This is a genomic window from Nocardia terpenica (genome assembly GCF_013186535.1).
GTDB lineage: Bacteria > Actinomycetota > Actinomycetes > Mycobacteriales > Mycobacteriaceae > Nocardia > Nocardia terpenica.
The window spans coordinates 704195-717251 of record NZ_JABMCZ010000005.1 but is presented as its reverse complement, the minus strand read 5'-3'; the positions used below and the strand labels follow the sequence as shown (position 1 = coordinate 717251).

The following is a 13057-nucleotide window of genomic DNA, read 5'->3' as shown; positions in this document are numbered from 1 at the left end:
ACTGTGAACGTCTCGATCGAAGGAGTGCCCGGTGTTCGGTAAAAGGTTTTTCACGCGGGTGGCGGTCGCCGCGGTCGGTAGTACGGCGGCTGTGGTTGCGCTGGGCAGCGGTCCCGCACTGGCGCAGGGGTCCACGACGGTCACCCCGGCGGGCGCTGCCATCCTCGCCGTCAACCGGGGGCCGGTGACCTTCACGGCAGACCAGTGGACCATCACGTGCACCTTCTCCAGAGCAGGCGGGAGTGTGCCGGAAACGCCTGGCAACCATAACGACAACGGACCGGTGGCGTTGGGGTTCGGATCGTTTTCCGGTGCGGACTGTTCGACCAATCAGCCCGACATCAGCAGCGTCGAGTGGTTCGACAATGGCGATTGGACGCTCGCGGTACAGAATGGTTCGCCGATCGCGGCAACCCTGACGATCCCCCAAAACGGACTGTTGATCTCGACGAAAGGGGCGAGGTGCTACATAGAACTCGCCCCGGACGGACCCGCTTCGGTGCCGGGAACCTTGACCAGCGCCAATCCGACGACACTGACATTCGACCACGCATCGGTGCCGGTCACCACAAGCACCCGCAACCCGGGCTGCCCGGCGGCCACGTCGGGAATGCTGTCGGCCACCTATGAACTGACCAACAGTCTCAGTCCGTCGCAGCCGATCACCGTCGGCCCGTAGGGAATTGCCGATACACGGCGTTCAAGTCGCGGCTTCGGCCACCGAAGCTGTACATTCCCGACCCGTTGATGGGGCGTGACCGGTTACAAGGTGGCGAGTGTTTCGCGGGCGGCGCGTTCGCCGCCGCGAACAGCTCCTTCCATATTGTCGGGCCAGCTGCTGCGGGCCACCCGGCGAAGCTGACCAGGCCGTGCGGTGCGGTCAGCGGGACCCATGCCGCAGACCTCGTTCGGCGCGAAGATCGCGTCGCACCCTTGGATGTATTGCTGTTCGCCCCAACGGAATACGGTGGTGGATCGCAGTTCGATCGCCGCGCTGACGTCGAAGGCCGCGGCCGGGTCGGCGATGAGGTCGCGGTCGGGAACCGCCCCGGCCATCGGCGGAACGAATCCGGTCAGTCGGTCACCGTGTCGCCAGGCCGCCCACAGGTACTGTCCGCCCAGAACGGAATTGTGCCCGACCGTGTGACTCTGAGGAAGACGCGCGATGACTTTCGTTCCGGCGCCGACGTTGATCCGGGACAGCCGCGCGAGCGCGGGCGGCAACTGCGGGTCGAAGTCGATCTTGACGACCTGGGGGATCGGGGTGGCGATGATGGCGCGCAGGCCGTGCACTGTCGCGTCGTCGGTCTCGACGACCACGCCGTTTCCGGTCTGGCCGATTCTGCGGACCGGGGCGTCGAGGTGGATGTGGTCGGCTCCGAGTTGGGCGGCCAGCCGGAACAACCACAGCAGGTGCAGCAGCGACATCGAATCCAGCGACCGGCATGCGCCGCTGTTCACACGGGCCTTGCGCCAGAACGGATTTCATCGTCACCTCGGGATCGGTGGGCCGGGGTCTAGGCCCATGGCTTCGCGAGCCTTGCGGATGAAATAGAGGCCGCTGCGGGCGGTTTCGCGGGCGATACGGACCTGGCCGAGTGTGGTGGCGGAGGCCAGTTGGGTGCGGGCGGTGTTCATGCGGTCGGAGGCTTCGCCGAGCGCGGCCAGGGCGGTGTCGTTGTCGGGGTCCAGCAGGATCAGTTCGCTGCCCATGTGGTCCAGATAGCGGCGGACCTCGGCTTTATGGTTGGCCACGCGTTCGGCGTTGCCGGACCACTCCCGCGAGATCCACCACACGGCCAGCGCCACAACGACTACGAAGAAGGCGAGGAACAGTAGGCGACCCACACCCTCAGCCTACGGCGGTGACTCGGTAGCCCGCGAAGCTCGAGAAACGCCGAAGGGTCTATCGCCGGTAAAGTGGCGACCGATGCCGGAATTTCGCCACTCTGCCGCACCCCTTCCGACTTTCCCGACAGAGGTATCGCACGGTGCGGGCTGGCTGGCGCACGGTGTCCACATCGACGCTCACTTCCACGCCGACGGTCTGCTCGTCTACGCGGTTGGTCGTGTGATGTCGGGCAGACTCGGATGATCAAGGCAGCGTCGTCGGAGATGCAGATCCGGGTCGGCATGCTCGGGCCGCCTCGTACGGCACCCCCACGAGATATTGGCGGCTTGGTCCTCATATGGGACCCAGTGGTCGGAGTCGCCGCAGCCTGGCGTCCGCCGACGATGTCAGCGGGACCGGCCGCTTGGTGCTGACCCTTGCGACAGTGTGGCCGCGGCTCGCTCACCGGCCACAACAGTGGCCCGCCGATCGAACTGTCCTGGGGCGCCGGGACTCCCGGACGCGGGTGCGGTCGAGTCGTGGTGCGGGCCTGCGGTGCCAGCTCAGGAAAGGTGGCCACGAGATCGACCGGACGTGGCGGGTGGTGCGAGTCATGCAACGATCTCTGGAAAGGGAACGCGGGAACGTTCGATTCGATGATGGTGAGACCGGCGCGGTCTCGTCCCGAGGCTAGGGTTCTACGTCTTTCCTCACCCGGACCTCGTGGAGGGTACGACCTCGGGACATGGCGTTTCGATCTGCACCGACATCGCTGGGCAGGCGGCGTGGCGAGATCGACTGAGCCGCAGAACATCCGATATTGCCGCATGACGGCGCGGTAGACAAGGCGAGATGCGGTGCCGGGCATGACATCCCGCTTCAACGAGCCGAACGGCTCTCGAAGGGTGAGGGCTCGGCTGGAATGCGCGCGTCTTCCCTATGCTTGGGGCATGAGGTCTCGGGGGCGTGTGTATCGTTCGGTTTCGACATGGCAGCAACCGGTTCCTGATCCGGCGTCGGCTGAACGGGCGGCGCTGATCGGCCATGTCGCCGAGCGTGTGCTGGCGTTGCGCGGCGATCGGGTGAGGGTTGGTATCGACGGATTGACTGCCTCGGGAAAGACGAGCTTCGGGCACGAACTTGCGGAGCGGATCGCCCGGGCCGGACGGCCTGTCTTGCGGGCCAGTCTGGATGACTTCAAGAAGCCGTGGCGCGACCGGCACCTCTACGATCGCGAGTCCGGAGAAGGCTACTACCGCAACGCCTTCGACTACCCTCTGGTCCGCGCGCTGCTGCTCGAGCCGTTCGGTCCCAACGGGTCCGGTGACTGTGCGTTGTGTGCGATCGACCCGTTGACCCAACTCGACCACTCCTCGGTGCTGACTACGGCCGACGACGATGCCGTGTTGATCGTCGACGGGGTGTTCGCGTTCCGGCCGGAAATCAACGACTACTGGGACTTCCGAGTCTGGCTGCACGTACCGCCGGAGGTTTCGATACGCCGCGGCACGGAACGGGACAACGACGAGCAGATCCATCGTGAACGGTATCTGACGGCAGAACAGATCTACCTCGCCGAGGTCCAACCGCTGCGGTATGTGGACGTCGTCATCGACAACTCGATCTACGCCCGACCCGCGCTGCTGTAGCGGGAGCGGCGGCCACGGCCTGGCATGAACTGCCCGCTGGACAACCATTCCCAACCGGCCTGAGCCAGGCTGACGAACGCACTGATATGCCCGGCGGCGTAAAAGAGGTGGCCCGCTGTCGGTAATTCTGGTTGGTTCGACTGCATGGATTGGGTGCGGGAATTCTATTCGGTGACGGGCAGATGGTGGGCCGAGGCCGATGCGAAGGTGGCCGATCGGGATCGTCGCCGAGTGACCCTGCTTCGCGAACACGGTGGATCTTCGGGCAGAGTGCTGGAACTCGGATCGGGATACGGTGCGACAGCGGTAGCCCTCGCACAGGCCGGATACGAGGTGACCGCGGTCGAGATCAGCGATCGGATCGACCATTTCAGCGGGTCGGACGCAGACGTCGCTCCGGGATCGGTGACCGTGCACAAGGCGAACTTCTACGAGGTCTGCCTGCCTGGGCAATTCGATATCGTCTGTTACTGGAATGGGTTTGGTGTCGGCTCCGATGCCGACCAACGGCGACTGCTCGCTCGCATCGAATGCGATTGGCTGCGGCCCGGCGGCGCCGCCTTGATCGATGTCGCGAACCCATTTGTCTGGGCCGGGTGGGACGGCGACGAGGAACTACTGCCCGCCGATCCCGACGCCGGGTACGACTACGAGCTTGTCCAGCGGATTCACTTCGACCCCATCACTTGCACCGCGATCGACACCTGGTGGGAGCCGAGCAGTCCGGATAAGGCGGTCACCCAGTTCCTGCGCTGCTACACCCCGGCGGACCTGACGCTGCTGCTATCCGGAACCGGACTTACGCTGACCGGGATCGTCGCTGGAGCGCAGGTCCTGCCACCGTCACCACATCCGAGCCTCGACGCACTCCTGCGCGACCGGCACGAGTACCTCGCAATCATCCGCCGCACGGCCGACATCTGAGCGACGTCCACTCATGCCGCGATGGCGCGCGTTGATTTAACCGCCCAGATCAGCTGAGCGACATGATCTTCCAACGCGCGCACATGTCGCGTTCATTCGACGTTGCCGAGCGCCCCGACCGTCACTGGCGTGGACGCCGACGAGCCTCCGGTGACGCCATTAGAGCTCGGTCTGGGAAACCCAACGCCAGTTCGGCGATGTCACCGGTGATCGAACCCCACTGCACGTGGACCAGGAATTCGCGCAGCAGACGCTGTTCGGTTCGATGCATACGGCGTCATTCGCTTCCGCTTCCCGACACCGCTGCCAGTAGGTGTGCGATTTCGAATGCGGTTGGCGATCAAGGCAGTCGACGAAATCGGTGGAGGTGCGATGATCGGACTGGGCACCACCTTGGCTCTCACCGGCCGAAAAGATTGAAGGGCAGCGATAATGCCGCCGGGTGGGGGCTACTACGCCGATGTCCTGTCCTATCGCACGGTGTCGCAGTATTGGTCTCGGATTTCCGGGAGTTGTTGGAAGCCAGCCGATTTGTAGGTCGTGACGGCACCGATATTGGCGCTCGGTGTGCAGACGATCGCGCTCGAGGAGCCGAGCTTCTGGAGCGCGGCCGCTGCGGCGATGGTGATCGCGGTGCCGTAGCCGTGACCGCGATGGCCTCGGTGTACGCCCATCGGCTCGAGCAACCCGGGTTTGCCGGGACCGGCCGACCATATCGTCACCCCTGCCACCGCATTATCCTGCTCGTCGTAGGCGACCAGACACCGGGCGTCGGCGTACGGCAATCCGGCGGCCATTGTGTGCCAGCGCTCGTCGGTGAACGTCGACCCGTCGAACGATGCCCGCTGCACGGCGGTCCGCACCGACGCGTGTTCCGGCCCGATCACCTCGATCCGCATCCCCGGGTCCTGCACTGGCTCCGTGAGATCACGACGCAGCGGCGTCCACGCCTCGCCCGCGTTCCAGCCGTTGCAGGACAACAGATCTCGGACCAGCGCACCTCGTGGCGCGTCGACGCACATCTTCCCCTTCTCCAAGATGCCGTGCTCCTGGTCGGTCACGTCCTCGACCAGCTGGTGCGCCAGCTCCTCGTCCCGCTGAGCGTCCGGCGCGATCGCCAGCCGCAACAACTCGGGTCCGTCCAACAGCCCGACGGCGAGAATCTGTTGGTCCCGGCGCCAGGTGCGGACCGCCGCGGCCGTCGCTTCCGCACCGAACCGCCAGAACCAACCCAGATCTCCCGGATGCAGTTGTGGCTGTACCCCGTCGCACTGCCACTCCCGCAGCACGCTTACAGCTTCGCCCAGCCCGTCGACTCCCGGCGTGCGCAACATGATCGCCATACCTGCGATCACACACCACCGTCCCGACCGTCCGCACTGGGTTTTCGCCGACTGACGTAGCAGAGGCTCGAGGTTCGGGAAGGGGCGCGAGGCGAGCTCGAGGATATCTGTGCCGCCAACCCTCGAACACCGAATGATCAACGCGCACAGAATGAAAGCATATTGATATACCTCTGCGCCGACGTTTGGCGGCCCACAGCCGTTGGCCGCCAGTCGATCTCGTGATCAGTCGGCGAGTGCTGCCAGTTGGGCGATCACGTCCGGGAGCGGTCTGCTGGTGTCGATCTCCAGTGTGGCCGCGTCGCGGAGCAGCGGTACGACCTCGATTGTGTCCGCCACGATCCGCTCGCGCTCTTCGATGGTTTTACCGAAGGGGTTGGTTTCGCGGGCGGCGATACGTTCGAGCATCACCTCGACGGGTGCGCTGAGCAGAACGACATGGTCGAACCGTGAATAGAATTTATGCTGGTTCCATACCGTTCCCGCGATGAACAGCGGTTCGCCCGAACGCTCATGCTCGGTGAGGAGAGCGTCGATCCGGTCTTCTCGCCACTGCCGCTCGAGTCCGGCGGGCACAGGCACTTCTTCGATCCAGCCGCCGACGTCGGTATCGACCACCCGATATCCCTGCTCCGACAACAGTTTCAACGCGGTGGATTTCCCCGTGCCGGACATACCTGTCACCAAGATCACCGTCACTTGCTCATCGTAAGTGAATGGCCTCCCTCCGGTCCCACCGGGATCGAATTCATCCGGAGGCACCATGGCCCCTCCAGCTCCGGAGGTGAAATCACTTGCGGCAGGCCAGGATAAGGGGCATGAAGTATTCGCGGGTCGCTGTGGTGTCGGATGTGCATGGAGTACTCCCGGCGTTGGAGGCTGTGCTGGCCGAGCGGGATGTGTTGCGGGCGGAGCGGATTGTGGTCGCGGGAGACATCGCCGCCGGTCCACAACCGCGAGAAACGCTCGACCGGTTGACGGCGCTGGGTGAGCGGGCGATTGTGCTGCGCGGCAACGCCGATCGGGAACTGGTGGAGTATCGGCGAGGTGCAAGGAGCACGATCCCGGATCCGATCGCGTCCTGGGCGGCTGAGCAATTGCGCGAGGACGAGGTGGAGTTGCTGGCCGGATTACCGGAATCGGTGACACTGGAGATCGACGGTCTCGGCGAGGTCTTCTTCTGCCACGCCACACCACGAGACGATGAAGAAGTGGTGCTTGTCGACACCCGCTTGGAGCGCTGGGCGCAGGTGCTGGCCGGACTGCCCGACACCATCCAGACGGTGGTGTGCGGGCATACGCATATGCCTTTCGCCCGTCTGGCACACGGGCTGCTGGTGGTGAATCCGGGCAGTGTGGGTATGCCGTATGGCCGACCGGGTGCGCATTGGGCGCTGCTCGGGCCCGGCGTGGAACTGCGCCGCACACCCTTCGACGTGGTTGCCGCGTGTGCCACAGTGGTTGCGGCGTCAGGATATCCGGAGGTGGCGCAATGGTGCGACTACTTCCTTCACGCGAGAGCGTCGGATGCCGAGGCGCTGACCGCGTTCGGCCCACGAGACGGCCGCGAAGAGTCGTAGCACGGCGATGGGTTGGCGCTATCGGGCCCAGCATGTAGTACTGCGACGACACTCGGTAGTCAGCTTTTGCGGCAATGGTTTTCGATGCCTCGAGCCAGGACGAGGCGAGCTGTTCGGGGTCAGCCCTCGCCCGCGCCAACAGCCAGTGTCCTCGCCCGCGATCCCGGGTGCCGTCGATCGGGCGGTGTGCCCAGTCGTACTCACGGGTCCGTGCGCGCCCGTGCCGACCGACAGTCGCTGCCACGAGGTGGCGCGCAGTTCGGTGATCAGCAGGCCATCACATAGAACGCATCGCGTTCTTCCAGCCAGTCGCGCAGGTAGCGGGCCTGGTCATAGGCTTCGCGATCGCGGTCGCCGGTCCAGGAGAGCGGGACGTAGAGTTCGCGGTCGATCAACGCGCGCAATTCTCGACACGACCAGCCTTGTCCGAGTATTGCCGTTGCGCCCCAACGGGTTTCACGTCCTTCTTCGGGAAACCGGTTTCGTCACCGGCCTCCTGTCCGGGCGCACCTCCCGGCCCGCTCCGCCGACGTCCACCGTTTTTACGCTCCAGCCCCGATACGTACTCTCGCGCCCGAGCCCGTGGCTTCGAACGCGTGAACCGCGCACCGATTCTCGGTATCAACGAATCCAACTTGGCCACAGGACGATCCAATAGCGCATGCCGCATCTGCCGAACGATCGGCGGCGCTGTATCGCGTGGGTCAGACTGTCGGGTGTGGACGACGATGTGATCACCGCAGCCCGATCCTGGCTGGAGGAATGCAGGCGCAAGCGCGAGAAGCTGGATGCCGAGGGAGGCCGTTGGACAGATGGTGGCAGGAAGGCTTATGACGCAATTGAACTGGAGATATTGGCTGCCGAGCGAAAACTTGCCCACGTTTTGGGCCAGCAATACGCCGTTGTCCTCGATCTCGATATCGTGTGGGATACCGGTGCGCCGATGCCGTTTGTGGTCTGTGACGGCTGCCGTGCCGCTGTGGTCTTCTACCTCCCGGCAGTCGATTCCGGCTGGGATGGAACTTGCGTCACCATTGTCGACCCCACCAGCGGCTCGCCCAAACCGTTCGGGGTCATCGAGTTCGAGGGCGTTTACGAGATCAAGTTCGGCGGGCTCAACGACGAGGCCATCGGAGGCCATCCCCTCGACGGAAACGGGCTCGTCGCCTACGCCGCCCATGAGGTGATCAATTCGCAGTGGATAGCCGAGGCCGAACGACGGAACTCGATCCATCCCAGACACGTAGGCGGCTGGCACACGCGTATGAAGCATTACGTCCTGTGCTTCCACGACGAGACCCTGGAATGCCTTGCATCAGGACTGCGGACCCGGCAAATGAATTGCAGCTACCGCGACGCCGTCCATGCGGTGACGACAACTCTGCTCGGCGGACCAGCCCGATGACGAGATGACAGCATCCGGATCTGACGAGTTCCGTTGCAGCACTATGTGTGCAATCCATAGCACTGTGGCTCACAGGACAATAACGTGACTCGACCGAGGAGGATCGGTGCCACCATTGATTGGTGCCGACATGTGTTCGGGCGCGAAGTGAGCGCGTGTCATCGGAGTTTGGTAGAACACCTCTCGGAAGTGTCGGCACGCCTTGAGAGTTGGAGGGTGCCGTGCGATCTAGGTGACCGTTTACGCGGCGACTACCGGGGAGGCTCTGAATTGGATGTATCGCTACGGGAGGTGCGGGACGGTGACCTGCCCGTTTTCTTCGACCACTGGAATGACCCCGAGGGGATTCGGGTGGCGGCGTTCACCACCAAGGATCCCTCGGATCGTGCGCATTTCGAGGGGCACTGGGTGCGGGTTCGCCGGGATCCGTTGGTTATTGTGCGTACCGTTGTTGGGGGCGGTGGTGAGATTCTTGGGCACGCTGCTGTTTTCGGGCCGGTTGAGGAGCGTGAGGTTACGTACTGGATCGGTCGGGAGTACTGGGGGCGGGGAGTGGCTACCGCCGCCTTGCGGGGGCTGCTCGGGATTGTGCCCGAGCGTCCGCTGTATGCCCGTGCGGCTGCGGACAATAGCCGCTCCGTTCGGGTGTTGGAGAAGTGTGGATTTGTAGTGACCGGTGGCGGACGGGGTTTTGCGAATGCGCGGGGCGAGGAGGTCGACGAGGTGGTGCTTACGCTGACTCACTGAAATGAACGTCCGCTTGAGCCGGTGACGAGCAGAACCCGTTGTGCTGCAAAATGATCAGGCATCACCCGATAAGCTGTGAGCTCGTTTTCTCATGCCGGGCAAGACATTTGGACCGGCACGTTGGATCACCCCTGGATTGCTTCGAGGTCGATGTGGGGTGTCAGGGTGAGTTTGCCGTGGTGGTTGGGGAGTTCGATGTGAGAGTCAGTCGGCTGGTGCCGATGTCGATCCGAACCCGATCGGGGGTCGCGTTCACCGGTAGCTCCAGCACGTCCCGGTAGAAGTCGGCGGCAGCGTCGAGATTCGTTGCGGTGATGAATACTTCGCGGATCTTCACGTGGTACCTCCGGTGTGCTCGATGATCGTTACCGACACTAGAATCTCAATATATGTTGAGGTCAAATCCGGCGTCGGCGCGGGGCCATAGCTACGTTCGCGCGGGTCGATTTCGCGGCACCAGTTCGCACCACAGGTCGCGGCGGACGGCGTCCCACAGCTTTGTCAGCTCCGGATGCAGGGTGCGGGCTTGTGCCAGGTCCGGATACTGACCGGACGGAAACTCTACTGCGAGAAGGTTGTTGGATGCGTCGGTAACGGTGAGGATTCGGATTCGAGTTGGGCAGCGGTCCAGGGTCCAGGTTGCCTGGAGGCCGTCGATCTGGGTCCGGTGTGTGTCAGTCTCGGCCATGGTGGACATTCACCCCGCCGTAGTCGGATGCATACGCGGCCAACGTGTTTCGGCCTAGCTGAGTGATCTCGTATCGGTTCTGTCGGGCACCGGTCACGATCAGGTTGCGGGTGGTGAGATCTGAAACGGCTTGTCGCGTTTTCCAAGTCGTGAGGCTCGCTGAGATCTTGATCTGGTGTTCGGTGAGCATCCCTCCGTAGCTCAGTGCACGGAGGATACGGGCTTGGGCTACCGAGAGGCGTCCGTCTTGGTGGTTCATGCCGGATAGAGTGCGGCCGATCGCGCGATCGGGAAGCCCGAATCGGGCAATCCGAATCAAGTCTTTCAAAGTCCCAGGAACGCGGCCGATCTGGACGTACTATCGGCCCGAAAAGGGCTGATGCCTGGGCCGTTTCGGACCGAGTAGGGGACAGGGGAGCTATGACGAAGGACAAGGATGACGACGAAGCCGACTCGACGCTGCCGCGGCGACAGCTGGGCCGGGCACTCGAGGCTGCGCGACAGGGGGCCGGGTTCTCACTGGAGCGGGCGGTGGAGCTCATGGAGATGGGTAAAACGTCGCTCGGCCGGATCGAGAACGGGCAGAACCAGAAGGTCCCCAAACGGATCGTGGAGGGATACGGCCGTCTGTACGGGCTCGACGAGGATGAGATCGATGAGCTGAAAGACCTTGCCGGGCAGACAGCTTCGAAGTCGTGGTACCTGGGAACTCGTCACCTGGTCAAACCTGGCTTCACCACCTATCTAGGGCTCGAATCCGCTGCGGACCGGTTGTCCATCTATCAGCCATTCCTGGTGCCGGGCCTTCTCCAGACAGTCGGCTATGCAAGAGCTGTTGAGCGGCCGTACTTCCCCAGCGAAACACCGGAAGACATAGAACGCCGCGTCGAACTGCGCATGAAACGAGCGGCGATAATTACTCGATCGCGTATGCCGGTGAAAGCAGATTTTGTGATACATGAGAGTGCTCTGCATACGATAGCCGGGTCTCGAGCGATCATGGCTGCACAGCTTCGGCACTTGGCCGACCGCAGTACCCTGCCCAATGTCACCATACGGATACTGCCGTTCACGGCGGGATTTCCGAGTGACCGAATTCTGGTGCTGCCGTATACCATTGTGGACTTTCCTCCGGACAGCCGCGCATTCCGATCCGAACCACCTGTCGTATACACTGAATGCACCATCAGCGCAACGTTTTTCGAGGAAGAGGACGACGTGCAGCTCTATCGCGACATTCATGAAACCAACCGACGCGCCACACTGGAGGAGCAAGCATCGAGAGACCTGCTAAGGCAGGTAGCAGGGAGATACGAACAGTGACTGTCGACCTAGCTGGGGCACTATGGTTCAAGTCATCTCGGAGCTCGACAGGTGGTGAATGCGTCGAGGTCGCGCATCTCAGCAGCGGCCGGGTCGGCGTCCGCGACTCCAAGAATCCCACTGGCCCGGCGTTGGTCTTCGCGCCCGCAGAGTGGGATGCCTTCGCCGCAGAGGTCAAGGACGGCGAGTTCGACCGGCCTGCCTGAGCCCCAACCCCGCCGACCGAGCGAAGATCACCATCCGCACATAGCATGGCGCACACAGTGTTCGGACAATGTATCGGGGCGTGGCGATGGCCAAGGTAGTGATTGTGGGGTTCGGCACGCGGGGGGATGTGGCGCCCTTGATCGGGGTGGGTGTGCGGTTGCGGGAGGCGGGGCATGAGGTGGTGTTGACCGCGCCGTCGGAGTTTGCCGAGTTGGTGGCGGCCTGTGGGTTGCGGTGGTTGCCGTTCGATATCTATGTTGCTCCGAGCAATGAGCTCGACGGTAAGGGGCGGGTTCAGCTCGGGATGGAGTTGCTTACTCCGGCAGGGCTGCTCGCTACCGGGCGGGGGCTGCTGGATACGTTGCGGGACGAGGACGCCGATATTCTGTTGCTCTCCCCGTACGGGGAGTTCGCGGGGCATGCGCTGGCCGAGGCCAGGGGCATTCCCAGTATGGGGGTGCGGTTGCAGCCGGTGTCGACCACCGCGGATCATGCGCCCGCCATGCTCACCTCGTTGTCGGCGGGGCGGCTGGGGAACCGTGCGATCGGATATCTCACCGCGGCGGCAATCGATCGGATATATGCGAGTACCGTTGCGGGGCTTCGCGATCATCTGGGACTGCCGCGGGTGTCCGCGGCGGACCTGCGGCGTCGCCGTACTGCCGCGGAATGGCCTATCCTGCACGGATATTCGCATCACATCGCGCCGCGGCCTGCGGACTGGCGGCCCGGTCTGGAGGTGGTGGGCTATTGGTGGCCGCCGCGTCCGGAGGGGTGGCAGCCGCCGCCGGAGGTGGTGTCGTTCCTCGAGGCCGGTCCGCCGCCGGTGTTCGTCGGATTCGGCAGTCTCAATATGTCCAAGGCCGAGGCCGCCAGGTTGTCGGAATTGGTGCCCCGAGCATTGCGGATTGCCGGGGTGCGCGGTGTGGTGCAGGCGGGGTGGGCCGGGTTGAATGTCGAGTCCGACAGCGTTATCACCCTCGGCGACATTCCGCACGACTGGCTGTTCGAGAGGGTTTCGGCGGTAATTCACGCGTGCGGCGCGGGGATCGCGGCGGCGGGCCTGCGGGCCGGAGTACCGGCGATCACTATTCCGGCATCCGGTACCGATCAACCATTCTGGGCAAAACGCCTGCGCGTCTTGGGTGTCAGCGCGGCGACCCTGTCTCGTCGTCGGCTCACCGCCGAGCGTCTCGCCGAGGCGATCGATTCGGCGCTCACCGACCCCACCTACCGCGCAGCCGCCGAACGTCTCGCCGCCGAGATCGCGGCGGAAGACGGTGCCGCAGAGGTGGTGGCCGCGGTCGAACGGCTCACGCAGTGAACAACCGGGAAACGAAACGAGCCGTGTAGGTCAATG

Annotated in this window: 15 protein-coding genes and 2 pseudogenes; 10 read left to right on the top strand and 7 right to left on the bottom strand. The window is 63.9% G+C overall.

The features are described from left to right. The first annotated feature begins 31 nt into the window (after window positions 1-31). A complete protein-coding gene (locus tag HPY32_RS39195) occupies window positions 32-679 on the top strand; it encodes a hypothetical protein (protein ID WP_067587877.1) in 648 nt (215 codons plus the stop codon). 83 nt (window positions 680-762) lie between these two features. Here the strand turns inward: HPY32_RS39195 and HPY32_RS39190 are convergent, their stop codons facing one another. Together HPY32_RS39190 and HPY32_RS39185 are read right to left on the bottom strand one after the other, a co-directional pair. Beyond that, complete coding sequence (locus HPY32_RS39190; RefSeq protein ID WP_156674438.1) at window positions 763-1428, bottom strand: FAD-dependent oxidoreductase; 666 nt, start codon at window positions 1426-1428, stop codon at window positions 763-765. A 63-nt stretch (window positions 1429-1491) separates the two neighbouring features. Beyond that, on the bottom strand, window positions 1492-1848 hold the full coding sequence (locus HPY32_RS39185; RefSeq protein ID WP_067587883.1) for a hypothetical protein: 357 nt from the start codon (window positions 1846-1848) through the stop codon (window positions 1492-1494). 933 nt (window positions 1849-2781) lie between these two features. Between HPY32_RS39185 and HPY32_RS39180 the strand changes: the two genes are divergently transcribed. From HPY32_RS39180 to HPY32_RS46675, 3 genes and pseudogenes are all read left to right on the top strand, one after another. Further along, complete coding sequence (locus HPY32_RS39180) at window positions 2782-3480, top strand: nucleoside/nucleotide kinase family protein (protein ID WP_067587885.1); 699 nt, start codon at window positions 2782-2784, stop codon at window positions 3478-3480. Between the two features lie 231 nt (window positions 3481-3711). Further along, a complete protein-coding gene (locus HPY32_RS39175; protein ID WP_197696492.1) occupies window positions 3712-4404 on the top strand; it encodes a class I SAM-dependent methyltransferase in 693 nt (230 codons plus the stop codon). A 196-nt stretch (window positions 4405-4600) separates the two neighbouring features. Continuing rightward, a pseudogene (locus HPY32_RS46675) lies at window positions 4601-4717 on the top strand (hypothetical protein); the annotation flags it as partial. Window positions 4718-4874: 157 nt separating this feature from the next. Here HPY32_RS46675 and HPY32_RS39165 read toward each other — a convergent pair. Both HPY32_RS39165 and HPY32_RS39160 read right to left on the bottom strand, forming a co-directional pair. After that, window positions 4875-5747, bottom strand: coding sequence for a GNAT family N-acetyltransferase (locus HPY32_RS39165; RefSeq protein WP_067587892.1), 873 nt, complete (start codon window positions 5745-5747; stop codon window positions 4875-4877). 225 nt (window positions 5748-5972) lie between these two features. Continuing rightward, window positions 5973-6446: an ATP-binding protein gene (locus HPY32_RS39160; RefSeq protein ID WP_231951633.1), complete on the bottom strand. Its 474-nt coding sequence runs from the start codon at window positions 6444-6446 to the stop codon at window positions 5973-5975. 119 nt (window positions 6447-6565) lie between these two features. Here HPY32_RS39160 and HPY32_RS39155 point away from each other — a divergent pair, with 119 nt between their 5' ends. After that, entirely contained in the window at window positions 6566-7327 is a 762-nt protein-coding gene (locus tag HPY32_RS39155) for a metallophosphoesterase family protein (protein WP_067587896.1), read from the top strand. Between the two features lie 103 nt (window positions 7328-7430). Here HPY32_RS39155 and HPY32_RS46875 read toward each other — a convergent pair. Continuing rightward, window positions 7431-7997, bottom strand: a pseudogene (locus tag HPY32_RS46875) (transposase family protein); the annotation flags it as partial. Between the two features lie 48 nt (window positions 7998-8045). On the opposite strand from HPY32_RS46875, the gene HPY32_RS39150 reads away from it, so the two are divergent. Continuing rightward, window positions 8046-8732 carry a hypothetical protein gene (locus HPY32_RS39150; protein ID WP_156674440.1) on the top strand — a complete coding sequence of 229 codons (687 nt, stop codon included), beginning with the start codon at window positions 8046-8048 and terminating at the stop codon, window positions 8730-8732. A gap of 270 nt (window positions 8733-9002) precedes the next feature. Continuing rightward, window positions 9003-9479: a GNAT family N-acetyltransferase gene (locus HPY32_RS39145; protein WP_067587902.1), complete on the top strand. Its 477-nt coding sequence runs from the start codon at window positions 9003-9005 to the stop codon at window positions 9477-9479. Between the two features lie 160 nt (window positions 9480-9639). Here the strand turns inward: HPY32_RS39145 and HPY32_RS39140 are convergent, their stop codons facing one another. Further along, window positions 9640-9816 carry a VOC family protein gene (locus HPY32_RS39140; protein WP_156674441.1) on the bottom strand — a complete coding sequence of 59 codons (177 nt, stop codon included), beginning with the start codon at window positions 9814-9816 and terminating at the stop codon, window positions 9640-9642. Between the two features lie 90 nt (window positions 9817-9906). Then, window positions 9907-10167, bottom strand: coding sequence for a hypothetical protein (locus tag HPY32_RS39135; protein ID WP_156674442.1), 261 nt, complete (start codon window positions 10165-10167; stop codon window positions 9907-9909). A gap of 420 nt (window positions 10168-10587) precedes the next feature. Here HPY32_RS39135 and HPY32_RS39130 point away from each other — a divergent pair, with 420 nt between their 5' ends. From HPY32_RS39130 to HPY32_RS39120, 3 genes are all read left to right on the top strand, one after another. Continuing rightward, window positions 10588-11490 (top strand): helix-turn-helix domain-containing protein, encoded by a 903-nt coding sequence (locus HPY32_RS39130; RefSeq protein WP_067587908.1) that lies wholly within the window; start codon window positions 10588-10590, stop codon window positions 11488-11490. Next, complete coding sequence (locus HPY32_RS39125) at window positions 11487-11696, top strand: DUF397 domain-containing protein (RefSeq protein ID WP_082871354.1); 210 nt, start codon at window positions 11487-11489, stop codon at window positions 11694-11696. Before HPY32_RS39130 ends, HPY32_RS39125 begins: the two co-directional genes overlap by 4 nt. Before the next feature lie 86 nt (window positions 11697-11782). Next, window positions 11783-13021, top strand: a complete 1239-nt coding sequence (locus tag HPY32_RS39120) for a glycosyltransferase (RefSeq protein ID WP_067595782.1) — start codon at window positions 11783-11785, stop codon at window positions 13019-13021. Window positions 13022-13057: the final 36 nt, after the last annotated feature.

Coding starts and splice junctions, on each gene's coding strand:
- HPY32_RS39190 (WP_156674438.1), bottom strand. CDS start 1,428: ATGTCGCTGCTGCACCTGCTGTGGTTGTTCCGGCTGGCCGCCCAACTC.
- HPY32_RS39180 (WP_067587885.1), top strand. CDS start 2,782: ATGAGGTCTCGGGGGCGTGTGTATCGTTCGGTTTCGACATGGCAGCAA.
- HPY32_RS39165 (WP_067587892.1), bottom strand. CDS start 5,747: ATGGCGATCATGTTGCGCACGCCGGGAGTCGACGGGCTGGGCGAAGCT.
- HPY32_RS39155 (WP_067587896.1), top strand. CDS start 6,566: ATGAAGTATTCGCGGGTCGCTGTGGTGTCGGATGTGCATGGAGTACTC.
- HPY32_RS39135 (WP_156674442.1), bottom strand. CDS start 10,167: ATGGCCGAGACTGACACACACCGGACCCAGATCGACGGCCTCCAGGCA.
- HPY32_RS39130 (WP_067587908.1), top strand. CDS start 10,588: ATGACGAAGGACAAGGATGACGACGAAGCCGACTCGACGCTGCCGCGG.
- HPY32_RS39120 (WP_067595782.1), top strand. CDS start 11,783: ATGGCCAAGGTAGTGATTGTGGGGTTCGGCACGCGGGGGGATGTGGCG.